This is a genomic window from Poseidonibacter antarcticus (assembly GCF_003667345.1).
In the GTDB taxonomy this organism is placed as follows: domain Bacteria; phylum Campylobacterota; class Campylobacteria; order Campylobacterales; family Arcobacteraceae; genus Poseidonibacter; species Poseidonibacter antarcticus.
On record NZ_RCWF01000003.1, the window covers coordinates 228,500 to 255,262 of the forward strand.

The 26,763-nt window shown below is 27.4% G+C and carries 22 protein-coding genes; 3 read left to right on the forward strand and 19 right to left on the reverse strand.

What is annotated here, in order from left to right; all coding sequences use genetic code 11:
- Positions 1-151 precede the first annotated feature (151 nt).
- Entirely contained in the window at positions 152-2,284 is a 2,133-nt protein-coding gene (locus tag D9T19_RS06125; RefSeq protein WP_121627341.1) for a helix-hairpin-helix domain-containing protein, read from the reverse strand.
- The gene (locus D9T19_RS06130) at positions 2,277-3,011 is read right to left on the reverse strand and encodes a phytanoyl-CoA dioxygenase family protein (protein WP_121627385.1); all 735 of its coding nucleotides are present in this window, start codon (positions 3,009-3,011) and stop codon (positions 2,277-2,279) included. Before D9T19_RS06130 ends, D9T19_RS06125 begins: the two co-directional genes overlap by 8 nt.
- Positions 3,012-3,180: 169 nt before the next feature.
- Here D9T19_RS06130 and D9T19_RS06135 point away from each other — a divergent pair, with 169 nt between their 5' ends.
- The 3 genes from D9T19_RS06135 (at position 3,181) to D9T19_RS06145 (ending at position 5,966) form a co-directional block, all read left to right on the forward strand.
- Positions 3,181-3,609 carry a DsrE family protein gene (locus tag D9T19_RS06135; protein WP_121627342.1) on the forward strand — a complete coding sequence of 143 codons (429 nt, stop codon included), beginning with the start codon at positions 3,181-3,183 and terminating at the stop codon, positions 3,607-3,609.
- Positions 3,610-3,726: 117 nt separating this feature from the next.
- On the forward strand, positions 3,727-4,152 hold the full coding sequence (locus D9T19_RS06140; protein ID WP_121627343.1) for a DsrE family protein: 426 nt from the start codon (positions 3,727-3,729) through the stop codon (positions 4,150-4,152).
- A 239-nt stretch (positions 4,153-4,391) separates the two neighbouring features.
- Positions 4,392-5,966 carry a nitrite/sulfite reductase gene (locus D9T19_RS06145; protein WP_121627344.1) on the forward strand — a complete coding sequence of 525 codons (1,575 nt, stop codon included), beginning with the start codon at positions 4,392-4,394 and terminating at the stop codon, positions 5,964-5,966.
- Between the two features lie 37 nt (positions 5,967-6,003).
- Here the strand turns inward: D9T19_RS06145 and D9T19_RS06150 are convergent, their stop codons facing one another.
- The 17 genes from D9T19_RS06150 to D9T19_RS06230 all read right to left on the reverse strand — a co-directional run bounded on the left by D9T19_RS06150 (position 6,004) and on the right by D9T19_RS06230 (position 26,739).
- A complete protein-coding gene (locus tag D9T19_RS06150; protein WP_121627345.1) occupies positions 6,004-6,495 on the reverse strand; it encodes a YgjP-like metallopeptidase domain-containing protein in 492 nt (163 codons plus the stop codon).
- Positions 6,496-6,508: 13 nt separating this feature from the next.
- Positions 6,509-8,002, reverse strand: a complete 1,494-nt coding sequence (locus D9T19_RS06155) for a sensor histidine kinase (protein ID WP_121627346.1) — start codon at positions 8,000-8,002, stop codon at positions 6,509-6,511.
- Complete coding sequence (locus tag D9T19_RS06160) at positions 7,992-8,387, reverse strand: hypothetical protein (RefSeq protein WP_121627347.1); 396 nt, start codon at positions 8,385-8,387, stop codon at positions 7,992-7,994. Before D9T19_RS06160 ends, D9T19_RS06155 begins: the two co-directional genes overlap by 11 nt.
- A gap of 10 nt (positions 8,388-8,397) precedes the next feature.
- Positions 8,398-9,552: a hypothetical protein gene (locus tag D9T19_RS06165; protein ID WP_121627348.1), complete on the reverse strand. Its 1,155-nt coding sequence runs from the start codon at positions 9,550-9,552 to the stop codon at positions 8,398-8,400.
- A gap of 29 nt (positions 9,553-9,581) precedes the next feature.
- Positions 9,582-11,615 carry a dynamin family protein gene (locus tag D9T19_RS06170; RefSeq protein WP_121627349.1) on the reverse strand — a complete coding sequence of 678 codons (2,034 nt, stop codon included), beginning with the start codon at positions 11,613-11,615 and terminating at the stop codon, positions 9,582-9,584.
- Positions 11,615-13,966, reverse strand: a complete 2,352-nt coding sequence (locus D9T19_RS06175; RefSeq protein WP_121627350.1) for a dynamin family protein — start codon at positions 13,964-13,966, stop codon at positions 11,615-11,617. Before D9T19_RS06175 ends, D9T19_RS06170 begins: the two co-directional genes overlap by 1 nt.
- A gap of 95 nt (positions 13,967-14,061) precedes the next feature.
- Complete coding sequence (locus tag D9T19_RS06180; RefSeq protein ID WP_121627351.1) at positions 14,062-14,796, reverse strand: fumarate reductase iron-sulfur subunit; 735 nt, start codon at positions 14,794-14,796, stop codon at positions 14,062-14,064.
- The gene (locus D9T19_RS06185) at positions 14,796-16,781 is read right to left on the reverse strand and encodes a fumarate reductase flavoprotein subunit (RefSeq protein ID WP_121627352.1); all 1,986 of its coding nucleotides are present in this window, start codon (positions 16,779-16,781) and stop codon (positions 14,796-14,798) included. The genes D9T19_RS06180 and D9T19_RS06185 overlap by 1 nt, the downstream gene beginning before the upstream one ends.
- Complete coding sequence (locus D9T19_RS06190; protein WP_121627353.1) at positions 16,781-17,575, reverse strand: fumarate reductase cytochrome b subunit; 795 nt, start codon at positions 17,573-17,575, stop codon at positions 16,781-16,783. Before D9T19_RS06190 ends, D9T19_RS06185 begins: the two co-directional genes overlap by 1 nt.
- A 222-nt stretch (positions 17,576-17,797) precedes the next feature.
- On the reverse strand, positions 17,798-19,318 hold the full coding sequence (locus D9T19_RS06195; protein ID WP_121627354.1) for an NADH-quinone oxidoreductase subunit N: 1,521 nt from the start codon (positions 19,316-19,318) through the stop codon (positions 17,798-17,800).
- Positions 19,315-20,802, reverse strand: coding sequence for a complex I subunit 4 family protein (locus D9T19_RS06200; protein WP_121627355.1), 1,488 nt, complete (start codon positions 20,800-20,802; stop codon positions 19,315-19,317). The genes D9T19_RS06195 and D9T19_RS06200 overlap by 4 nt, the downstream gene beginning before the upstream one ends.
- Position 20,803: 1 nt before the next feature.
- Positions 20,804-22,690, reverse strand: coding sequence for an NADH-quinone oxidoreductase subunit L (gene nuoL, locus D9T19_RS06205; protein WP_121627356.1), 1,887 nt, complete (start codon positions 22,688-22,690; stop codon positions 20,804-20,806).
- The gene (nuoK, locus tag D9T19_RS06210; RefSeq protein ID WP_121627357.1) at positions 22,687-23,001 is read right to left on the reverse strand and encodes an NADH-quinone oxidoreductase subunit NuoK; all 315 of its coding nucleotides are present in this window, start codon (positions 22,999-23,001) and stop codon (positions 22,687-22,689) included. The genes nuoL and nuoK overlap by 4 nt, the downstream gene beginning before the upstream one ends.
- On the reverse strand, positions 22,998-23,525 hold the full coding sequence (locus tag D9T19_RS06215; RefSeq protein ID WP_121627358.1) for an NADH-quinone oxidoreductase subunit J family protein: 528 nt from the start codon (positions 23,523-23,525) through the stop codon (positions 22,998-23,000). The genes nuoK and D9T19_RS06215 overlap by 4 nt, the downstream gene beginning before the upstream one ends.
- Positions 23,518-24,024 (reverse strand): NuoI/complex I 23 kDa subunit family protein, encoded by a 507-nt coding sequence (locus D9T19_RS06220; RefSeq protein WP_121627359.1) that lies wholly within the window; start codon positions 24,022-24,024, stop codon positions 23,518-23,520. Before D9T19_RS06220 ends, D9T19_RS06215 begins: the two co-directional genes overlap by 8 nt.
- A gap of 1 nt (position 24,025) precedes the next feature.
- Positions 24,026-25,306, reverse strand: a complete 1,281-nt coding sequence (locus D9T19_RS06225) for a complex I subunit 1/NuoH family protein (protein WP_121627360.1) — start codon at positions 25,304-25,306, stop codon at positions 24,026-24,028.
- Positions 25,303-26,739 (reverse strand): NADH-quinone oxidoreductase subunit G, encoded by a 1,437-nt coding sequence (locus D9T19_RS06230; RefSeq protein WP_121627361.1) that lies wholly within the window; start codon positions 26,737-26,739, stop codon positions 25,303-25,305. The genes D9T19_RS06225 and D9T19_RS06230 overlap by 4 nt, the downstream gene beginning before the upstream one ends.
- Positions 26,740-26,763: the final 24 nt, after the last annotated feature.

Here is a 26,763-nt window from a genome sequence, read left to right on the forward strand (position 1 = left end):
AAAAATTAATACATTTATAAAGCTTCATAAACATCTTAAAAATTATTTAAAATATCATTTTCTACACGAAATAACAAGCTAATTAGTCTAATATGTCCTACTATCATCAATTTTTAGGATGAACCAGTCATTTTACTATTTTTATCAAAACTTACTTTAAACTCAATCCAACTCTTTGTTTTTCCAAATCAACGCTTACAACTTTTATATTTTCTAGATTTTGATTTATACTTAGTATTTCACTTGGGTGAGATATTCTTTTTGCTGATATTTGTGATATATGAAGTAGGGCATCATTTTTTAGTCCTATATCTACAAAAGCTCCAAAATCTGTGATATTTCTTACAATTCCGCTTAAAATATATCCTTCTTTTAGGTCTTCTAATTTTGTAATATCTGATGAGAATTTTACTTGATTAAACTCATTTCTTACATCATATCCTGGTTTTTTTAGCTCTTCTATAATATCTGTTAATTTTAGAGGTGTTGTATTTAACTCTTTTGCTATTTGTTCTATTTGGCTTATTTGAATGTTTTGTATTTCTTCTATAGTGTATTTTTTTTGTAAATTTTTTGTTGTCTCATAATCTTCTGGATGAATTGCTGTATTATCTAAGATTGATTTTCCATCTTTTATTCTTAAAAATCCTACTGCTTGTTCGTATGCTTTTGCTCCTAAGCCTTTTACTTTTAGAAGTTCATTTTTACTATTGAATTTTTTTATATTATCTCTGTGTTCTATTATATTTATTGCTAGTTTTTCTGAGATTCCTGAGATAAAAGACAATAGTTTATACGATGCTGAGTTTAAATCAACTCCTACTTTATTTACCAAATCCACAGTTGTATTTTCTAGTTTTGAAGCTAACTCTTTTTGATTTACATCGTGTTGATATTGTCCAATTCCTAATGCTTTTGGGTCAATTTTTACAAGTGTTGCCATTGGGTCTCGAAGTCTTCCTGCGATTGAAATAGCACCTCTTATTGTTACATCTAGGTTTGGATATTCCTGTGCTGCTATTTTTGATGCTGAGTAAACACTAGCTCCTATTTCACTTACAATTGCATAGTTTAAATCTAGATTGTTTTCACTTATTAGATTTGTGATAAATTGGGCTGTTTCTCTTGATGCTGTTCCATTTCCTATTGCTATTGAAGTGATATTGTATTTTTTGATTAAGTTTAGTACTACTTTACTCGAAGTTTTTATATCTTCTCTTGGTTTTGTACAATAAATCACAGTTGAGTCTAAATAAATACCATTTTCATCAATAACTGCTAGTTTACATCCTGATACAAATCCTGGATCCATTCCTAAAATCACTTGATTTACTAAAGGTGCTGTTTGAAGTAGCTCTTTTAAGTTTTTTCCAAAAAGTTCAATAGCATCTGCACTTGCTTTTTCTTTTAAAGTGTTTATAGCTTCACGTTTTAAACTAGGAAGAAGTAGTCTTTTTAATCCATCTTTATAACTTTCAAAAACGATATCTTTTGAAGAACTTGCCCACGATGGGATTTTGTACTTTTTAATATTTTCTAAAAGATGTTTCTCATCAATATCTATTTTGATTGATAATTCTTTTTCATTTACAGCTCTTAAAATTGCAAGTGTTCGGTGTGATTTTATGTATTTTATTTTTTCTTTTTTTTCTGCAAAGTTTGAATAAACACCATTTTTATCAAACTCTTTTCCTTCTTTTATTTGTATCTCTCCCCAATTCGCAATTAGGTTTCTTACAATTTCTTTTGATTTAAAATCATCGGCATATCTTTGAGCGATTATATCTTTTGCTCCTTGGATTGCTTCATCAATTGATTTAATATTTTTATTTTGAAATTGTTTTGCCTTTTGGTTTATTTCTTCATTTGTATATTTTAATGATTGAATAATATTTGCTAATGGTTCAAGTCCATTTTCAATTGCATTTGATGTTCTTGATGATTTTTTATCTTTAAAAGGTGCATAAATATCTTCTAGGGCTTGTAGTGTTTTTACTTCTTGGATACTTGTTTTTATTTTAGGATTTAAAAAGTTTTTTTCTTCAAGAAGATTTAAAATCTCATCTTTTCTTTTTAGAAGCTTTTGCGAATAATTAAAAACTTCTTCAAAAGCTCTTAGGTCTTCATCTGTAGCATTTTCTGTTGCATCTTTTCTATATCGTGCAATAAATGGAATCGTACAACCCTCATCAAGTAAGGTGATTATATTTTGTATTGACTTACTTGATAATTTTGTTCTTTCTTTTAAAAGGAGAATTAAGTCTTTAGGTAAATCACTAGTCAAGAGTTATTTCCCGAAAATCACTTCTTGTACTTCCTAGTGGAATATTTGATTTTGCACGAACTGTATAAACAAATGAAATTTTTGCTTTATCACTTATATTTTTACTTGCATGATGTAGCGTTTTACAGTGAAATAATACTACATCACCTTTTTGTAAATCTTGTGAAGTTTTTGTTTTTATTAATTCTTTGTTTTCTTTATTTTCATCTAAAAAGTTTGAATTTTCATCAAATCTATCTTTTGGAAAATTTATTTTATGAGATTTTGGAATAAACTCTAAAAGTCCATTATCCAAATATTCATCACCTAAAGCTAACCAAACAGAAACTAAATCATCATTTTTAAAGTGCCAATATCTTCTATCTTGATGCCAAAAAGTTCTAGTACTTTCTCGTGGTAATTTTGTCATAATTGAGTTGTGATGAGCTAAAGAAAGTACAGGAGTGTCGTTTAATAGTTGTTTTAACATTGGTCTAATTTCTTTATTAGTCATCCAATCTTTAAAGACTTCTTCTCTATCATAAACTTGTCTTAATCTTCGAACAGTGATATTATCATCACTAACTTGCATATATTCTTGTTCTGTTTCAATGGGGGCTTGTTTTCTCTCTAAATGCTTTTTAGCTTTTTCTAGAATTTCATCGCATAACTCTTTTGAAGCAAAATTCTTTAAAACAATAAAACCATTTTCATTGAATTCATCTATTTGTTCTTGTGATAGTTCCATATTTTCTCTTACTATTTTAATTTCAGATATTATAGTCAAAATTCTATTTTTCTTTGTTTATTTTGATTATTATTATGCATAAATATTTTAATTACTAACTAAGCTGTGAATCTTTATAATGATTAAGTTTTAGTTTTAAACTAGAAAATCTATTAAAAGGAAATATTTTATGAAAAAAAGTTTATTTATATTATCGTTAGTTGCTTCACTGTTTATTCCAAGTTTATTAAGTGCCGATTCGGCAAAAGGTTTAAATGTTATTGTAACTGCAAAAGATGCACAATCTCAAATGATGGCAATGGTTTTATCTATGGCTACTTTAAATCAAAACAAACAAGTAAATATGACTCTTTGTTCAAGTGCGGGCGATTTAGCTGTTAAGGGTATGAAAAGTGAAGTTTTAAAACCAATGAATAAATCTCCTAAAATGCTTTTAAAAGCATTAATCAAAAAAGGTGCAAAAGTTACTATTTGTCCTATTTATTTACCAAATGTAAATAAAGATAAATCAGTATTATTAGATGGAATTACATTAGCAACGCCAGTTGGTGGAGCAAAAGAACTTTTGGATAAAGATTTTCAAAATTTAACTTATTAAAATAAATAAGTATATTTTATAATAGTATTATTTGTTTTAATTATAAAATAAGCATACTATTAATATAATTATTAACTTTAGTTATAAAACTAAAATATATTTTAAAAGGAATTATTTATGAAAAGAATTTTTGCAATCACATTAGTAGCGATGCTATTTATCCCAAATTTATTAAGTGCAAACCAAACAAAGGGTTTAAATGTTATTTTGACTACAGCTGATGGACAAAGTCAAATGATGGCGATGGTTTTATCAATGATGACATTAAAACAAAAAAAAGAAGTTAATATGACTCTTTGTTCAAGTGCAGGTGATTTAGCTGTTAAGGGTAAAAAAAGTATGCTTTTTAAACCAATGAATAAAAGTCCAAAAATGATGCTTCAAGCTATTATTAAAAATGGTGGAAAAGTTCAAGTTTGTCCTTTATATTTACCAAATAGTGGACAAGATGCATCAGTTTTATTAGATGGAATTACAGTTGCAAAACCTATGGATGTTGCAAAAGGTTTATTAGATACTCAATTTCAAAATTTAAGCTATTAATAAAAGATATAAAAAATAAAAAAGTAAGAAAATTTAAAATTTCTTACTTTTCTCCCATTTTCTACTTATTCTATACTAAACTAGTCAATAAAATACTAATCAACTAAGCCCCTATATACAAGTTCTTATAAAACTATAGTAAAATAATCAAGTTTATTTTTATAGTATATTCAAAAAAATATGATATAATTTTTAAAATTAAATATATTTAATCAAAATATAAATTACAGGAGTCCTTTATGGCAGAAAAAGAACTATCAGCATTAGAGCAATTAAAAGCTTCAAGAAACCCATTAAAAGTTGTTGAAGATATGTATAAAGAAGCACAAGAAGGAATACCTTTAAGTGCTGATTATATTGGTTTATTAAAATGGTATGGTATGTATCCACATATTAATACAAATGAAACTGAAGATAAAAAATATTTTATGAAAAGAATCAAATTAGTTGATACTAAAATGAATTTAGCTCAATTAGAAGTTATGTCAAAAATTGGACTTGAATATGCTCAAGGTTTAGTTGATATTACAGATAGACAAAATATTCAATTTCACTATATACAAATAAAAGATATACCTGCAATTTTTGAACTTTTAGAATCTGTTGGTTTAACTTCAAGAATGGCATCAGGAGATGGTCCAAGACCTATTATGACTTCACCTGTTGGAGGAATTGATGCTGATGAAATTATTGATGCAAGTATATTAGCAAAAGAAGTTGATACTTATTTTGATCAAAATAGTGATAGATTCTGTAATTTCCCTAGAAAATATAAAATTGGAATTTCTGGTTGTTCAAGACACGCAGCCGCTCATGAAATTCAAGATGTAGCTTTTACAGCTTTCAAAGATGAAAATGGAAGAGTTTTATTTGATTTAACATTAGCAGGTGGGCTTTCTAAATCAAAACAAATTGCATTAAGAGCAAATAAATATGTAACACCTGAACAAGTTAAAGATGTTTCAATTGCATGTGCTGAAATCTTTAGAGATAATGGAAATAGATATAATAGAAATAAAGCTAGAGTTCGTCACTTAGTAAATGAGTGGGGATTAGAAAGATTTGTTGATGAAATTGAAAAAGTAATTGGTTATAAATTAGAAGATGGTTTAGTAGAACCAGAAATTACTCCTTTAGAAAATAGAAATCATTTTGGAATTCACAAAGCAAAACAAGAAGGTGAATCATTTATTGGATTTGCAACAAACTCAGGAAGAGTTGATGGTCAAGATTTCAAAGTAATTAGTGATATTTGTAATAAATATAATGCAGGTGGAATGGCTTTAACTTCTACTCAAAACTTTATTATCTATGGTGTAAAAACTGAAGATGCTTTAAACTTAGCAAATGAAATTAGTGATTTAGGTTATCCTTATGAACCATCTGTTTTTAGAGCAAGATTACAATCATGTACAGGAATAGAATTTTGTAAATTTGGTATTACTGAAACAAAAGAATATGCAAAAAAAGTAGTAGTAGAACTAGAAAAAAGAAATCCTGATTTTGATGAAACTGTAATGATTGCAATTTCTGGATGTGGAAATGCTTGTTCTCACCCTCAAATTTCTGATATTGGTTTTGTAGGAACTAAAGTAAGAGACGAAGAAGGAAAAAGAGTTGAAGGTTATGATGTATTATTAGGTGGACAACTTCAAGGTGTTAAAGGAAGTAGAATTGCACATAAAAGTGGTGTAAAAGTTGAAGCTTCAAAACTTGTTGATTTTGTAGGAGATTTAATCTCTTCATATAAAGCTGATAATTTAGGTCAAGACTCTTTTAGAGATTATCTAAATGTTGTTGAATTAGAAAAATAGAGTATAGAATAAAGAAAAAATATTTATATGGAAAAGCTTAGTAAAGCTTTCCATATAAATCTAAATGCAATAAATAAACTCTCAAATCAAATTCAATTTGATGATAATCATCTTGAATAAAAGTACATAAATTGTAAAAAGCTTTATTATGTTCTTTTTCTTTTAAATGTGATAATTCATGAACTACAATCATTTCCAAAAACTTTTCTGGTGCATTTTTGAAAATAGATGCAACTCGTATTTCATTTTTGGATTTTAGTTTATTTCCTTGAACTCTTGAAATAATTGTATGAAGTCCTAGGGCATTGTTTATTACATTTATTTTTCCATCATAAATCACTTTTGATACTTGATATTTTTTAAAATACTCATTTTTATAGTCAATTACATAAGAGTACAAAGCTTTATCTGTTTTATAGTTGTTCTCTTTTGGGTATTTATTTTTTAAATATTCAGTTAATTTACCTTTATCAATTAAATTTTGTATTTTGTCTTGTATATTTTGTGGATATTGATTTATATATTTCATATTTTATTGATGATCACTTTCTTTTAATTTCTTCAAAAGTATAGGTAAAAATATTTTGATTATCCTTATAACTTGCGATATAAAAAATATTATATTTATCACATATATTTTTTACAATGTTTAATCCTAATCCTAGACCTCTTTTTGATTCTTCTTCTCTATAATTCTTTTCAAAAATTTTGTTTTTATTTTTAATCTCTTTTGCAAAACTTTTAAATTCTAGCGTAATTTTATTTGTTTCTTTTGTTTTAAATAAATTGATTGAAATAGGTTTTTCTATATCAGCATATTTTATTGCATTTGAAATATTATTATCTATAATTCTTTCACATTCAACAATATTGATATATAAATCAATATTTTCATGAATATTTGATTTAATCTCTTTTAAATTCATTTTACAAATAGTCTTAAAGAAATCTATTCTTTTATATAGTAAATCACTTAGAGATATTATATTAGGATTATATTGTATTGAATCATAAGACGTTACATAGGATAAATCTTCATATGAATTTGATAACATATTAATTGAAGCATCAATTGAATCAATAAATTCACTTAATGAATCATCTGTTTGTAAATCTCTTATCATTTCAGCATTAATTAATATACTTGAAAGAGGTGTTCTTATTTGATGTACAGTATCAGCAATAAAACGTTGTATGTCATCTCTAGCATCTTCTAGTTCATGATGGTTTTTTTCTAGTTTAGAAATAAAAATATTAATAGAATTAACAACGAGTCCTAGTTCATCAGAAGAAATAGTGGATAATCTTTTATGAAAATTTGCCTTTCCTGAGGCAATGTTTTCTGATTGGCTTACTATTTGATTTATTCGTGAACTCATATCTTTGTAGATGTAAAATAAAGCCAATGAAGATAAAATAATCCATAAAATAAAAGCATAACTACTATCTAATAAAATCTTGCTAGAAGTAGAATATATAGAATTAATATCATTTTTAATATCATTTTTAACTTTTTCTCGTAATTCTTTAAAAAGATGTAAAAGTTTATTATATTTATTAACTACTAAGACTGTTTTTCTATGAATATAATCATAATTATTTTGACTCATAATTAATTCTTTTGATAGGGTTGTTGCTTCTTTATAATAAATATTAAATGCATCTTCTATAGTCATTAATTCATTTTTTACAGTACTTTTTTTAATTCCTTCAAGATTTTTTCTAAAATTATATGCATAAACTTCTGTATCATTAATCCAATCTACTTCATTTGCTACAACAGCACTATGTAACTCATAAGAGATTTTTTGTAATAAAAATTCGTTGTCAAAAATAGTTTTATAAACAGGTATTGATTTTGTATTTACATCTTGAATAGTTTTTTTCATATAAGTAGTATTTGATAAGATATAAATATAAAAAAATAAGAAAAAGATAAATCCCACTATTGATGGAATAAGAAACTTTTTTAATATCGACAATGAATTATAATATTTAATAAGAATATTAACTGCATCAATACTTTTACTGTTCATAAACTATTTTCCAATTCTTTTTTACATTGATTCTATCCATATAAATTATAGTATTTATATGACTTAGTGCTTCATCTATTTCTTCATCATTTAGTCTTCTTGGGATTGCTTCTCTTCCTGTAAATACTAACCTTGCCCAATAACTAGTATATTGGTGAATATCTTTTCCAATAATATTATTAATGAACCTTATATGTAAACCTCTATTTTCTGAAAGTAAAGCTTTAATTTTAATATTATTAATTTTATTTACTTTTGCTAAATATAAATATTTTACAGCATCTTTTGATAAATGATTTATATCAGATTTTTTATTTGTAACAATAACAATATCTGCTCGAACAAAAGATATAAAAATGAATAATAAAAGGGTAAGTAATCTCATCTTAACACTCTTAAAATACAAAGTCTAATACAAAAGAATAAACATTTAGAGTTGAATTTGGATATGAATCACTTATATAAAAGCCTCCATATTGTCCCTCTGGTTTAATTCTTTTATATTCAATTTTAAAATCTAAGTTTTCATTGATATGATATTTAAATCCAACTGTATTTGAACTTTGGCTAACATTTTGTATTTTGATTAGTTCATTTAAATAAATAGAACCTGTATTTATAGAAGTGCTATCATCCATTTTAATTTTTGCATATGAGATGTATGGTGTAAAAGAAAGAATTCTATATCCTAACGTCGTATAGAAGCCATGCAAGTTTGCATAGTAAGCATTAATTTTTCTTTTCCCATACTCAGTTGAGAAAATAATGTTTTTATAATCTACAAAAAAACCTAAACCAAAATATTGAGATTTCTTATTTTTTAGTGCATATTTATTTACTAAATCTACATTAAGCGTTGAAAATAGTTTATCTATTGATTTATTATTACTTGTTGATAATCCTTCCATATATGTGGCTCTTGCTTCAATAATATCATTACCAAAAGTGAAGTTTAATCCTTTGATTTCTTTAATCTCATTTTTTAATACTTCATCTACAGAATACATAGGAATATCAAATTTAGCTTGACCATAATTTGCTTGAATTGTGTAAAAATATTTACTTAGTATATTAGAATAAATAAATTCGATTCCATCATATGCAGTAAATGGGAATTGACCATAAACTTCTATAGGTTCTCTTATCATTAGTTTTGAATAACCAATATTTTGGTTATTAGAATTTTTGTAGTAGGGAGCTCTAATCCTTCCTATTTTAATTATAAAATTTTCATTTGAATCATATTTTAAATATCCCCAATCAATTGAGGCTTTTTTATCTCCATAATAATCTTGTTTTACAATACCTTGTGTAATTAAAGATAAATCATGAGTAAAATTATAACTTGCTTGAAGACCTAAAATACTATCTGTAAAAAAATCTAAATTATTTGAAGAACCATTTTTCTCAAAAGGGTCTTTTCTAAATATATAAGCACTATTATCATTATATACAGCACCTAAAGTTCCAAAGAATTTTAAATCAAGTTTTGATTCTTCAGCATTCAAGTTTAATAATAAAAAAAGAGTTAAATACAAAAGAATTTTCAATTTGATAACCTATGTTTATTTTTAAAGAATTAAATTTCCTCTTTAATTCTTCGTATATCTTCTATTTTTTCAATATATTCAGATTTCTTAGAATTTACAAAATTAATTCTATCTTTATTTAATTCTAAATATTGTTCTTTTGAATATTTTGTAATTTTAAATAAATAATTTCTTTTAGAAGTTAAAAAATCTTCTATTTTTTCAAAACCAAAATTAGCTTTTAGCTTAGTTAAAATTTCATCTTCTCTTGGATGTTGTATTGCAAATCGTGTTGGTTCTTTTTTAAACAACTCTTCAGATTCAAATATTTGTTGTTCAAAATGTGAAATTGTTGCTTGAGTTGTTTGAATATATGAATAAGATAATGCACCATTAAAATATGCAAACTTTTTTCTTAATGCAGAAATATTTTCCAAAATAGCTCGATAAAAAGTTCTTAATACATTTTCATAAACTTTTGCTGCAAAGTGTCTTGTATTTGAAAATTCTGTATCTGAAGAAATTTCTCTGTGTTTTTTTATAAGTTCATAAGGCTCTTGCCATTTCTCAACTTCAGTATGAATATCTCGATAAACAACTCTAAATGCTTCAACAGTATTTAACTCAATATTTTTAAGCATTTTTATTGATCTTTTAAACATTTTATCAATTTTTTGGTCATCATAAAATAGATTTTTATAGACATTATCAGAATCAATCCAATATGTTTGATATTCAAATTTTTGGATTTTATCTCCTGAAAGAAATGAACCTTTTGATTCTTCAAATCTATAAGCTTTTTTTCTTCTTATATTTTTATATGTTTCATTTGCAATTTTTTCCATAATTGCTTCAAGTGAGTTATATATAGTAAATAGTTCTTGAGAATATTTTTTATGAATAGAATTAAATGACTCAATTACATGTCCTTCACAATTTTTTAATACTTCATCAAGTGCATCATAAACACCAATTATAGTTTGATACTCTTTTTCTAAAATATCACAAACACCTTTTAAATCTTTTTTAATTGCATACTCTTTTGATTCTTCAGCTTGTGGTCTAATTGTATTTTCTATAAAATCTAAAACATCTTGAATATTTGATTCTTTTAATAGTTTCATATTTGAAGAAACATCTTTTTGTTTAATTTCTTTTATATTTTTTTGGAAATTATGGAATTTATCTTTAAAGAACTCAAGTGAATCATCATCAAGATTTTTACTCAAGTCTTGTTTAAACTCTTTTAAAATAGTATCAACAGAATTTTCAATAAGAACAGTTTTTTGTAATTGTCTTGAATCAAGAGCCATTTTTGCAGAAATAGGTGTAACTTGTGCAAAATATTTACTAAACTTATTAGATACATATTTTGTTGTTGTTTCGATTTGTTCTGGTGTAAATTTATCTTTTTGATTTAACACACAAAGTGATTTCTCTTTGAAGTTTTCCATATACTCTTCTAGTACTTCTGCTTCAGATAATTTTCCTGCATTATCTATAAGTGTAAGCCAAATAATACCACCTACATTTCTTAAAACACTTCTTGTTGTATCTGTATCACCTTGAGATTGTGAATTAAGCCCTGGAGTATCTACAAATGATATTTCTTTTAATATTTCCATTGGAGCATAAAGAGTAAGATATTTTATATCTTTCATTTCCTCATGTCTTTGATCAGTAAAATCAGAAATTGCTTCAATTGGTGCATATTCTTGTGCACCTGAATGATATGTTATTTTTAATTTATACTCTTCTCCATAATTAATAAAATTTACTTTTGAAGTAACAGGTGTAATTCCTGTTGGAAGAATATTTCTAGAAAGTAGTGCATTTAAGAATGTTGATTTTCCTGCTGAAAATTGACCTGTAATTGCAACTTCCATTGGATATCTTGCTCTTATTATTTGTTTTTTAAAAATATTTTTTAATTGAGTCGAAGGTGCAAATTTTTCATCAAGTAATTTATCTTGAATTTTTTTGATACTTCCAATTAGGGTATTTTCATAAACCACCTCTTTTGTTGCATATGTTTCATTATATTCTTTAATAAAACTTTCTAATATTTTAATATTTGCACTCATTAGTTAAGTCCTTTAATATTATTATTTATCGAATCTAGTTTTTTTATTTTTTTGTGTATATCAATAGATAATTTAGCTCGATTTTTATCATTATTTTCAAATGAAGCAATTTGATTTTGAATTATTTTTTCATCATTAATCATTTTTTGCTCAACCGTTTTTAAAGGAGCATTAAGTGTCTGAAAAAATGATTCAATTAGTAGTTTAGATACTTTTTTTGCTTTTGATTTTATATCTTGTTCAATACTTGTAAACTCATTTTTTATATAAGATTCAATTTCTATATCTAATTGAGTTAACTTATTTACCTTTGAAATTGATACTGCATTTACTATCTGAGAGATAAGTACTTCATTACTAGATGTTAAGAAACCTGCTTTAAAATCATCTTGGAAAAATCCTCTTGCATCAAAATTGTCATTTTTATGTCCAATTGAAAATCCAAAATCATGATATTTTTGCTCACATTGTTCACCAATAGTTTGTGATTTTTTTATGAATTTATATCTGTAATCTCTAATAACATCAATAATACCATCTTTTATTGCAGTTTCTACAATAACTTTAATTCTAGAATTTTCAGGTCTTTTTTTAGTTTTTTCAAATGAATATCTAACATCAGATATTACTCTTTGTTTTATAACAACTTGAAGGTCAATAAGTTCACTTTCTAAAAATGATTCTAGTGATTCTATATAATTATTAGCATCATTTTTATAATATGTTATATCTTCACTCATTGCTGTAAACATTCTACTATTTACAGCTTTTTTCTTATTAAATTCCTCAAGTTCATTATTAAGTTCTTCTTTTGATTTTGATAAAAGTTTTAATTCATAATTTAAAGAACGACTTTCTTTTTCAATTGTTTTAAGAAGTTGAGATTTCCCTGATTGAATAATTAATTCACCTTTTTGTGAAGAAGAACCAAATAGTGTTTCATTTAAATATTCTTCAATCTCTAATATTCCTGTATCTTCTATCGTAAATCCTGCATCAAGAGCTTCTTTTTCTCTTCCTGTTCTATGTAGAAGTGCCATTTTCCCTGAAATTGGAATAAACTTAATAGTTTTTAAAATATAATCAAGTTTTGAATCTTTATTTTGTGCTTTTAGTTGTCTTTTAATTGAAGTCTTTGTATATTCAATTACTTCTTCTAATTGTTCTTTTGAAACAGTATCAGCTCTTGTAATTACTATTAGTAGTTTTGAAATATTTTGATATAAAAGTGCATCAATTATAAACTCAATATCTTTAAGTGTTGCACTTTGAGATACATTCATCAAGTGTAACATCATATCACATGCAGATATATATTCTTTTGTAATTTCTTCTCTTTGAATAACTGGGTCATCTAATCCTGGTGTATCTACAATTTCTATTCCATCATTTAAAAAATCAAGGTTTGAACCTAATTCAACATATTTAACTAGATTACATTTTTTACCTTCAGCTTCAGCTGATGTATATGAAGATAAATCTTTTATATCTACTTCATCAAATCTTGATTCTTTTTTTATATATGAACTTAATTCATCACCAAAAATCTTTTTTGTTTCATTTACATAATCTCTCATTGATTCTAATTGAAGTGCAGATTTTTCTATTCTATTCCATTCATCTTGATTCCAATAAAATACTTTTGCACTTTCTGTAGGATTATGTTTTACAATTGTGAGGTTTGCAGTTTCAGGGACAACAGCACTTCCTAAAATTTCTTTTCCCATTAAAGCATTTAGCATTGTAGATTTACCAGCATTCATAACACCAGTAATTCCAATAGAAAACTTTTGAGTATTTAAATATTTATTTACTTCATCTAAATCATCTACAGTTTTTTCATTTGATGTTTGAATTTTTAATTCATTTATAATATTTTCTAAAATAGATTTTAATTCTTTAAATGAAGATTTATTATTTTCTAAACTAGAGATATTTTCTTCTGAACTTGCTTCTTCAATAATATCTAATTCTTGGTATTCAAATAAAGAAATTAATTTTGCGTAATTTTCATAATTTAAAATAGATTCTTTTTTTAAGTAGTTAAAAGATTCATGTAATATATCAATATTTTTTTTCGATTTATTATTTATAATAGTTTCTACTATAGTATGTTGTAAATGATTTAATTCACTTATGTTAGTTGGTGCTTTAACACTAAGTTTCTCACATAAAATTATAAAAGAGTTTAATGGTAAATATTTCTCATAATCTTTTCTTGTTGCACTTATAATTAAAGCATAAATAGAAAAGAATTCTTCATCTATTTCAGTTTTAATTGTTTCAGCATCTAAAGTTTGTTCAAATGTTATACCATGGTAAAGTAAAAAATAATCATTAGCTAAGCTCATTATATCTCCCTAAAATACAAAAAGTTAAATACCATAATCTGATACTTAACTTTTTCTACTTGAATGATTTTACAAAAGGGAAAACCCTTTTGTAACTATCTTAATGCTACTAACTTTCTTCGTAAGTAAGCAATTTTATTTTGTAATGGTAAGTGTTTTGGACAATGATCTTCACACGCTAGTAAAGTCATACAACCAAAGATTCCATCATCATCACCAATTAATTCATAGAAGTCTTCAGCTGTTCTTTTATCATGAGGATCAACTTCAAATCTTGCAACTCTGTTAAGTCCAACAGCACCAACAAAATCTGGTCTCATAAGTTTTGTACCACAAGAAGCAACACAAATACCACATTCGATACATCTATCTAATTCAAAAGTTTGATCAGCTACATCTGGATCAATTCTTTCTTCAAGTTTAGTAATATCTTTTTCTTCACCATTATCAACAATCCAAGATTGAACTCTTTTAGACATTGCATCCATCCATTTACCTGTATTAACAGATAAATCTTTGATAAGTTCAAATGCTGGCATAGGCATTAATTGTAAAACCCCAGTAGGGTAGTTTGCAATTAGTGTTCTACAAGCAAGTGCAGGTTTACCATTTACTACCATTCCACAAGAACCACAAATTCCTGCACGACATACAAAGTCAAATGATAAATCTGGATCATATTCTTCTCTAATTTTCATTAAAGCAATGAATAAAGTCATCCCTGGAGTTTCTTCTAAATGGTAATCCACGAAATGAGGTTTTGAAACCTTAGATCTTGGATTGAATTTTAAAACTGATATTGTTATATCTCTACCTTTTTCAATAGCCATTATAAATCTCCTGCTCTTTCATTTTTTTCTCTGTAGTTCATTGGTAAATCAAATGACATTAAAGCATCTTGAATTTCATGTCTATCTTTACCTTCTGCTTGCATTTTTTCAGTTGTTTCATCAACTTGTGCTTGTCTTTTTTCTGATAATTCATTTTCAATAATCATACCCTTAGCTCCATAACCTCTAAATGCTGGAGGCATTTCCATAGTCATAATATCTAAATCTTCATATGTAATTGTAGGTAAAGTAGCATTTGCATCTGGCCAAGATGTAATTGTTCTTTTTAACCAGTTTGCATCATCTCTTTTAAGGTAATCTTCTCTATAGTGAGCACCTCTTGATTCAGTTCTATCTCTAGCACCTTTTGCAACACATAATGCAACTTTAAGCATTCTTGGAACTCTGTATGCTTCTTCAAGCTCTGGATTTCCAACTCTTTCTTTTGACTTAACATTAATATGTTTAGTTTTTTTAAGTAGTTCTTCTAATTCATCAACAGCTTCAACTAAGTGAGGTCCATCTCTAAAAATACCAACTTTTTGATCCATTAAATTTTGCATTCTGTTTTTGATTCTGAAAATATCTTCAGTACCTTCATAAGCTAAAATTTCAGTAATGTAATCATTTTGTTTATCTAATTCTTTTTGAACAGTAGTAGTTTGAATTGCAATATCATTATCTATACAATAATCAGCAAAATAGTTACCAATAATCATACCTGCAACAACTGTTTCAGAAACAGAGTTTCCTCCAAGTCTATTAAATCCGTGCATATCCCAACAACAAGCTTCACCACAAGCAAATAAACCATTTAAAGTTTGAGATTCACCAGTTGGTTTTGTTCTAATTCCACCCATTGAGTAATGTTGCATAGGTAATACAGGGGCCCATCCTTTTTTACCTTCATCAGCTGGATCAATACCATTAAAGATTTGACAAATTTCTTGAACATCTCTTAAGTTCTTTTCAATATGTTCTCGACCTAAAATAGAAATATCTAACCAAATGTGATCACCGTATGGAGAAGGAACACCTTTACCATTTCTAATATGCTCAATCATTCTTCTTGAAACAACATCTCTTGATGCTAATTCTTTTTTCTCAGGTTCGTAATCTGGCATAAATCTATGACCATCAACATCTCTTAAGATTCCACCATCACCTCTACAACCTTCAGTTAATAAAATACCTGATGGTACAATTGGAGTTGGATGGAATTGAACAGCTTCCATATTTCCTAAAGTAGCAATTCCAGTTTCTAAGGCAATTGCAGCACCAATACCTTCACAAATTACAGCATTTGTAGTTTGTTTAAATATTCTTCCATATCCACCAGTTGCAATACATGTACCTTTTGCAACATAAGCTTCTAATTCACCAGAAATTAAATCTCTTACAATTGCACCGTAACATCTACCATCTTCATGGATTAATGATAAAGCTTCTTTTCTATCTCTAATATCAACATCATGTTTTAACGCTTCATTAGCAACACCAAATAACATAGTATGTCCAGTTGCATCAGCTGTATAACATGTTCTCCATTTTTTAGTACCACCAAAATCTCTTGACATAATTAAACCATGTCTGTCAGCATCTTCAGTAATTGTTGTTTTTTTAGCATTAATAACTGCTTCTCTTGAACCTTCTCTAACTCTAGTCCAAGGAACACCCCAACCAGCTAATTCTCTAATAGCTTTTGGCGCAGTATGTACGAACATTCTTGCAACGATTTGATCACATCCCCAATCTGAACCTTTTACAGTATCAGCAAAGTGTAGATCTTCATTATCTCCATCAGACATTTTAGAGTTACCTAAAGATGCTTGCATACCACCTTGTGCAGCAGCACTATGAGATCTTTTAACAGGAACTAGTGATAATACGACAGTATTTAATCCCTTTTTTTGTGCAGCAACTGCAGCTCTTAAACCTGCAAGTCCTCCACCAATAACTAATGCATCACAGTAATTAATTTTCATTATGCGATTCCTCCAAGAGTTTTATTTGTAATTTTGTATTCCATAATTTGTGCTGTAGGAACATATCTTTCACCAACATTATTAGCGTGATCCATACCTATTTTCATATAAGCTGCTAATGATAAGAAACCTAAAGTTAAAAAGAATACAGTAAGTGCCCATTTGATTTTTTTAAGTGCTTTTCTAGTAGCTTTTGGATTTTCTCCATCAAACCATCCCCATTTAACACATAGTCTATATAAACCAATTGTTCCATGTAATTCAACAGCAATTAATAAAAGAATATATAATGGCCACATCCATTCAGACCAAACTCTATCAGCACTTGCATATGGACCAATTGCATCTGAATGTGTCATTATGATATATAAGTGAACAGAACCTAAGAAGAACATAGTAAAACCTGTTCCTGCTTGTGTAAACCAAAGCTTTGTATCATCATGATCCATACTTTTAGAATGAGCTCTCATTACTTGGAACTGTTTGAAGTTACCAGGTAGTTTTCTCATCCCTAATCCTGCATGTGTAATAAAGATTACAAAGATAACAAAAGCTGTAATACTTACAAGTATTGGGCTTCCTCCATCAATAATAAAACTTGCTTCAAAAAGCTTAGTAACTGCATACATGAAGTCGTTAGAAATTAATATTGAAGACACTAATAACATATGTGCCCACATAAACAGGGCTAAGAATCCACCTGTAACACTTTGTAGATAATCAAGTTTAGCAGGTAATCTACTTTTTTTCCCCTCAACGGTTTTACCTAAATAGCCTTCTATTAGGTCACTCATATTCAATCCTTTCCAGTGATTTAGTTTATTTTTTAATAGCATAATAATAGCGGAGATGTACTTCAATTTCCTTTATATGCATATACATTAATAACTTGTAATAGTATAATTGATTGATTGTATGCCTGTTTTTAAAGCCCATTTAATGGGCTTTAAGAGTGTTAAAAAATTAATTGTTTAGAAGTGACATTTATAAAAGAGTATGTTACGTATTAACACACTCTATTTTATAAATAAAGATTGAACTGCAGTTTGAGTTAAAGTAATTATTGCATCAATATTTAGAATAGGTATAAAAAATACAATAGCTGTCCCAACTCCACCTAAGATAGTTAGTATCGCAATGAATGCAATCGCATATGTTGAAACTCTTTTATCATTAAACCCTTCAATACTACAAGTAAGAGGAGCAGGGTAAAAATACATCATTGCAATTAATTTAAAGTAGTAATAAACTGAAACGATAGTTGCAAATATTGCTACAACTGTAAGTGTTGTATATCCTGCATTAATTGCTTCTGTAAATACATAGAATTTACCAATAAATCCAATAGTTGAAGGAATTCCTGCTAGTGAAAATAAAAATATTGTCATCATTGCGGCTAAAAAAGGTCTTTCATGTGCTAAACCTTTAAAATCATTATATGTAACTCTAACATTTGTTTCTGAAATAATATGTGAAGCTAATCCAAATGCACCAAGTGCTGATAATAAATAAGCAATTAAATAAAACATCATGGCATATGCTGATTCAATATTTAATATATGTCCATCTTTATATGAAAGTGCAATAAATGCTAATAATAAATACCCTGTGTGAACAATTGAAGAGGCTGCTAACATTCTTTTTATAATCGTTTGTGTAATTGCTAACCATGTACCAAAAACAAGTGTTAGGATAATAATTACATACATAATTCCATCCCAAAAATCAATAATAGGAGCTATATCAGTTAAAATTGCTCTTAAGAAAAATGAGAAAATAGCAATTTTAAATGTAGATGCCATATAAGAAGTAATAACCATTGGCGCACCTCTATATACATCTAAAAGCCATGATTGGAATGGGAAAGCTGCAATTTTGAAAAGGAATATAAATAAAATTAATGTTAATCCTATATATACTAAAATCATATCATCACCAGAATGAGATGCAATATATGTACCTAATTCACTTAAATTTGTTGTAGCAGTTGCACCATAAATTAATACTGTTCCTAATAAATAAAATGCTCCAATAAAAGCACCTAAAACTAAGTATTTAAATATAGCTTCAACTCTTTTTGAATCTTCTGTATTAACACCAACCATAATATAAACAGAAAATGATGCAATTTCAAGTGCAATATATGCAGTTATTAATTCATTTGAGTGACCTAATAACATCATTCCAAATAATGCAAATAATAAAATTGAGAAAAACTCACCTTTAAAGTATGATCTATGTTGGAAATAATGCTCACCAATTAAAAGAGTTAAAAGAGTTCCAAATATTAATAAAATATCAAAGAAATTTGAAAAAGTATCATATATTAATACATTGTTTAATAAGTCACTAAAAGGTAAAACTGAATAAGATTCTGTAAATCTTAATAATGAGAAACCTAAGGCAACTATTAAAAATAATGAAGAAACTGTAATAAATGTTTTAACAGTATATTTATCATACATACTCATAAACATAAGTGTTAAAGCACCTATCAAAACAGTTATTGCTGGAATTAAATAGATAATTTCATTCATTTAGAAGCTCCAATATGTAAGATATCACTTAAGTAGTGAGTAACTGTAGGTTCAAATTTATCAATAAAAATATCAGGATAAATACCCATTAAAAATACCAATATAACCCAAGGTGCTAAACCAATAATTTCTTTTATTTTTAAATCTCTCATTTTTAAAACAGGTGCACCTTCTGGTCTATCTTGAAGAATTGCTCTTTGAAACATCCATAACATATAAGATGCTCCAATAATTACTGTAACAGCTGAGATATAACCTAAAGTATGATTGAATTCATAAACACCAAAGATAATTAAAAGTTCAGATACAAAACCATTTGTTCCTGGTAATCCAATATTTGCAAATAACATTATTGCAAATATAAAAGTTAAAATAGGTGCTTGTTTTGCAATTCCACCTAAATCTTTAATAGTTTTAAATCCTGTTTCTTCATGAATTAAACCAATTAGTAAAAATAATGCACCAGTTGCAATTGCATGTGCAATAATTAAATATAAAGCTCCATTAATACCATATTCATTTAATGAAAATATACCAGCTGCAATAAAACTTAAATGCGATGCTGATGAATATGCTAACATTCTTTTAATATCATTTTGCATTAGTGCTGCAATGCCAAAGTAAACTAATCCAAATAATCCAATAGCTACAAAATACATTGAAAATTCAATATAAATTTCTGGAAAAATTGGAATCATAAATCTTACAATTGCATAAATTCCAAGTTTTGCCATTATAGAAGATAAAAGGAAAACAGCACCCGTTGGTGCATTTTTATATGTATCCATAATCCAAGTATGAAGAGGGAATATTGGAATTTTAATAGCAAATGCAGCAAGGAAAGCTAAAAATAACCATACCTTTGTTGAATAATCAATTGTAGTAATTCTCATTAATTCATTATATGCAAACGACCATACACCAAATTCTGTATGATAAGCAACACCTAAATATAAAATAGCAATGAACATTAATAATGAACCTACCATTGTATAAACTGTTACTTTTATTGTTGTGAAGATTTTATCCCCGAATCCATATGAACCAATCATTAAGAATACAGGTAAAAGCATAACTTCCCAAAAGAAATAAAATAAAACAACATCTAAAGATAAAAGTGTTCCCGTAACTCCTGTTTGAACTAAAAGCATATTTATCCAATATCCTTTTGTTCTTCCTTCCCATAATAGAAGGTACGAAGTAGGAATCAAAATCGCAATCATCATTAAAATAGTTAAAGAAAAACCATCTAATCCAACATAATAGTTTATTCCATAAGTTTCAATCCAAGTTACATTTGTAACAAATTGCATTCCAGAAGTTGGTTCAAACTCTATATAAATTTTAAGAACAAGAGCTAAAATAACAGTAGTAGTTAGAAATGCAATATTTCTAATTGTATTAACATCCTTCGTTGTAAGCATTAATCCAAATGCCACAATTGCAGGTAAAAATATGATAAATGAAAGTATATCTGAGCTCATATTATAATCCTAACTTAATATATAAATAAATAAATATGCATGTCATCCCAACAAGCATAGTAGCAGCATAAAATCTAATATTTGCATTTTGAATCATTGCAACTTTTTTACCAATTTTGATAAATCCAAGTGAAGAACTCATAATAAAGCCATCAATGATTTTATCATCAAGTACTTTATCAATAAACACAGATAATTTTTTACTTGATTGAACAAATAATCTGTCATAAAGTTCATCAATGTAGAATTTATTACCAATTAATCCTGTTTCTTCTTCTGGTTTATATACATCAAAGTTTGCATATTTACTATGGGCAACTTTAATACCAGCAGCAGCAACAATAATAGATAGTGCCATTAAAATATATTCAGTCATATGACTTAAATGAATCTCTTTTGAATTTAATTGTGCAAGCCAAGAATCGACTTGATGTTCACCACCAAAAATACTTGGGAAGTTTAAAAATCCTGCACCAATTGCACCAATTGCTAATAAAACTAATGGAAAAGTAATTGTTTTTGATGTGTATTCATATTTTATATTATGCTTTGTAGGAGCTACAAAAACAATAAAATATAATCTAAACATATAAAATGCAGTTAAAAATGCAGTGAATAATGCAATAGCCCAAATTAGGTATTGACCTTCTTGGAAAGCTGATGCTAAAATTGCATCTTTTGAAAAGAAACCAGAAAATGGAGGAATTCCCGAAATTGCAATAACACCAATAAGGAAAGTAAATCCAATAATTGGTAAAGCAGCTCTATGTTGTGCAATTTTAAATATGTTTTGTTCATGATGAACAGCTATTATAACTCCACCAGCACCCATAAATAACATTGCTTTAAAGAAAGCATGTGTAAATACGTGAAATAAACCAGTTGAGTAAAAACCAAGTCCAACAGCTATAAACATATAACCTAATTGACTCATAGTTGAATATGCAAGAATTTTTTTAATATCTGTTTGTTTTGTTGCAATAATTGCAGCAAAAAGAGCGGAAAATGCACCAATATAAGCAATGAATAAACCAATGTTTTCAATTCCAACATAAAGAAAATGAAATCTAGCAACCATATAAACACCAGCTGTTACCATAGTTGCAGCATGAATTAATGCTGAAATTGGAGTAGGACCTGCCATTGCATCGGGAAGCCAAACATATAATGGAATTTGAGCTGATTTACCCATTGCTCCAATAAATAGAAGAATTCCTGATAATACTAATAAATCATTACTAGCATTTCCTATATTTGCTTCAATAGAAGCAAATGATAAATCAACTCCTCCTAAAGCAAAAAATAGTGTAACAACACCAAGTAAAAAACCAAAATCCCCAACTCTATTTACAATAAATGCTTTATTTGCAGCAATTACATTTTCTGCTTTTCCATAATAGAATTTAATTAATAAATATGAACAAAGACCAACACCTTCCCAACCAATGAAAAGAATAATTGGATTATCTGCTAATACTAAAATTAACATAGATGCTAAGAATAGGTTGAAGTAAGCAAAAAACTTACCATAACCATTATCACCTTTCATATAACCAATTGCATAGATATGAATTAACCATCCTACAAATGTAATAAACATACTCATAAATATTGATAAGTTATCACCTAAAAAAGACATACTAATATTTAATTTATCAATACTTATCCAAGTAAATAACTCTTGTTTAAATGTTATACCTTCATTATTCATTCTTAAAAATAAACTAAGAGTAATTAAAAAAGAAATTAAAGGAGTAGCTGTTCCAATTATAGAAAAAACTAAATCAGATACTTTTTGTTTCTTTATATGATAGAAGTAAAATCCTGTATTAACAATAGCACCTAAAAGAGGAGCTAAAATAATCCAAACTAACAAGTTTGTATTCATGATTTTTCTCCTTGTATTAAAGTGTTAAAAATATCTGTATCAAGTGATTTTCTTGATCTATATAAAAGAATAATTACAGATAAGAAAATTGCAGCTTCAGCAGCAGCAATTGCTATTACCATTATTGTAATTATTTGAGGATCCATATTAAAATGATATCTAGCAAATGTAACTAAGAATAAGTTAATACCATTTAGCATCATTTCAATTGACATATAAATTACAAAAATATTTCTTCTTGCAATTACGCCTATTGCACCAATAGAAAAAAGCATCATTGCAACAAATGCATAAGATGTTAATGAAATCATGATTCTTCTCCTGCATTATTAATTTTTGATTTTCTTTTTTTTGCAAGAACAACCGCACCAATTAATGCAACTAAAAGTAAAATTGAGATTAACTCAAATGCTAATAACCAATTTGTATATAATTGCATTCCAATTGGTTTAATATCACCAAAATTAGAACTAGATATTGAGAAATCTTTTTCAGGTAATTTTGAAACTGCTTTTAAAATTAAAATATTAAGTGGAATCATTATAATTGCACCAATAGCTATAAATTGGAATTTTCTAGGCTCTTTTGGTAAATCTTCTTCTTTTATATTCAAGAACATTAAAATAAAAAGAATTAATGTCATAATTGCACCTGCATAAACAATAATTTGAACTAAGAAAAGAAAAGTTGCATTTAGAAGTGCAAACATTCCTGCAACACTTAGCATTGAGATTAAAACTCCAAGAGCACTGTACATTGGATTTGCATATACTATCATAGCAATTGCACCAGAAATTGCTAGGAAAGCCAATGCTATAAATATTACATCAATCATCACTTAAATCCTTTGATCTGTCATTTGCCATTAATGCTTTTTTATCTAAAACAAATTCTTCACGTGTACTTCCTGTAAATGAAAAAATTCCAGTATCCATTCTAATTGCATCACAAGGACAAGCTTCTACACAATAACCACAGAATACACATTCAAGTAAATCTATTTTAAACTCTTTTGGACGTTTTTCATCATGTTCATCAAATCTCTCTTCTGCTTCAATAAAAATACAATCAGCAGGACATGCAGTTGCACACATAAAACAAGCAACACATTTTTCTGTTTCATCTTCCCATTTTGTAAGTCTATGAACACCTCTGTATCTTTCATTCAAATCTGTTGGTTGAACTTCTGGATATTGCATAGTTTTTAGCTTGTTAACATCTTTTAAGTTTTTAGTAAAATGATTAAAAGTTGTTTTCATACCACCTATGATTGCAGGAAGGTATATTTTGTCTTTAAATGACTTACCATATCTTGGTACTACTTTAATTCCCATCTTAACTCCCTTGTACTACAATAAACGTAGCAGTTACTACAATGTTTAAAAGAGCTAATGGCAATAACACTTTCCAACCTAACATTTGTAATTGGTCATATCTAAATCTTAATACAGTCCATCTAATCCAAATAAATACAAATGCCATCATAAAAAATTTAACTAAGAATGTTCCAACTTGAAGAACTGCTGTTGCAATATTTACGCCATTTTGTCCTAAACCAACACTTAAAAAAGTTGCAAGTAATGCAACAACTACAAGTGCAATAGTCCAAAATACTATTGTTAAGATTTTTGTTTCTAAATCTCTTGATTTATCTTCACTATTTTTTGATTTATTATTCTTTTTCATCCATCTTGTAAAGAAAAATACTTTTATAGGTAAGATAACAATTAGAGCCATCATAATATAATCCATATTATTTTGAACAGTTGGAGTATCTAACCAAGGAATTTGATAACCACCAAATATAAGTGTAACAATAATTGCAGCTGATGCACTCATTGCAGCATATTCACCAACTTGGAAAAGACCAAATCTCATAGCTGAATACTCTGTATGATAACCTGCAACAATTTCAGATTCACCCTCTGCTATATCAAAAGGAGCTCTATTTGTTTCAGCAAATGCACAAACTATAAAAATAATTGAAGCAAGAGGTTGAATAAATATTCCCCACATTGGAATAAATCCAAAATATGTTCCTGTTTGTGCATTAACAATATCTGTTAGGTGAATTGAACCATAAGATAAAAGCATTGAAATAATTGCAAGTGCCATTGCAGCTTCGTATGAAATTACTTGAGCCGCTGCTCTAATTGAACCTAAAAGTCCATATTTACTATTTGATGAATAACCACCTAAAATGATTCCATAAATAGATAAACCAGCAAATGCTAAGAACCACATAATTCCTAGTTGATTTGGAATTGCTGACATAATAAAAGATTGTCCATCTATTACTAAGTTATCAGCAAATGGAATAGTTGCAAATGTTAAAAATGAACAAAAAAATACAATTACAGGAGCAATTGTAAAAAAGAATTTATATTTTATATGTGTTGGAGTAAAATCTTCTTTAAATACTAGTTTTAACATATCTGCAAAACTTTGAATTAGACCACCAAGTCTAATTGGACCAATTCCACATCTATTTGGACCTGTTCTATCTTGCATAAATCCTGATACTCTTCTCTCCCACCATACAAAAACAGGAGTAAGACCAACTGCTAGAAATGCAGCTAATGCTATATTTACAGCTATTACAATTGCACTACTCATAGAGTTCCTTTTTCAATCATTGATTTTAAATGTTCAATAACAGTAGTAATTGATTCCATTGGTTCATTTTTATTAATTTTTGATATTACTTTTTGTTTAATGCCTGCATTATTAATATACGTTCCTGATTTTTCATAAAAAGAGGATATTGGAATTGCAATATTTGAATTTCCAATAGTTAAACAATGGTGAGAGAAAAGAGAAATTACTTTTTTATTTTTAAGTAACTCTAAATTATCATCAAAATAGTTATTATCAATTATAATTACTAGTGTTGAATCACTAAGTTTTTTAGTAAAATATGTTTCTTCTTCATTTATTTCTAATTCTTTAAACGCAGCTCTATTAGCACTTCTATCATTTGTTTTTAAATAATCATCTTTAAAATTTTCATCAAAAGTATTTGGAGAATATCCTGATACACTTGCGTTTAATTTATTTGCTAGATTATTTACATTTTGCATTTCTTCTAAAGAAAGATTTGGACTTAATACAAATAAAATATTTTTTTGAGTTGTTAACTCTTTAAACATATTTGTAATTGTGTTACTTATATTTGTTTCTGCATTGTCTAATAAGCCTATAGTAAATCTATTTATAGCTTCATTTTTATATGATAATCTTCCCTCATCACACATAAAAAATCCATTTATATTTTTATTTACACGAGGTCTAAATCTAAATATTTGGTCATCTTTATATTTTTCTTTTCTATGATCAACATAAATATTACATCCTTTTGAACAACCATTACAAATTGCATCAAAAGTTTCTAAAAACCAAACTCTTTGTTTAAATCTAAAGTCTTTATTTGTTAAGGCTCCAACTGGGCAAATATCAATAACATTCATTGCGTAAGGATTATCTAATTTTTGTCCTGGAAAAGTTCCAATAACAGAATGATCGGCTCTATTAATTACACCTAATTCATTTGTTTTTGTAATTTGAGAACAAAATCTTACACATCTAGTACAAAGTACACATCTTTCTTGGTCTAGCATTACATTTGAGCCTAAATCAACTCTTTTTCTTGCATGAACTTTTGTATCTGTATTTATTCTTGATTCGTAAAAACCAGATTCCATATAGTAATCTTGGAGTTTACACTCTCCTGCTTGATCACACGTAGGACAATCAATTGGATGATTTATAAGTTCAAGTTCCAAAATATCTCGTCTAACTTTTTCGATATTTTCACCCTTAGTTCTTACAATCATTCCATCCTTGATTGGTGTGTCACAAGCAATTTGAGGTCTTTTTTGACCTTCAATCTCAACCATACACATTCTACAGTTACCATCTTTACCAAGTGCTTGGTGGTAACAAAAATGAGGAATATGGATATTTTCATCCAATAATTTATCAATTAACAAGCTTCCTTTAGAAGCTTTCATTTGTGCGCCATTGACTGTTAATTCTACCATTTCGCTCATTTAATTTACCCCTTACACTTAAGT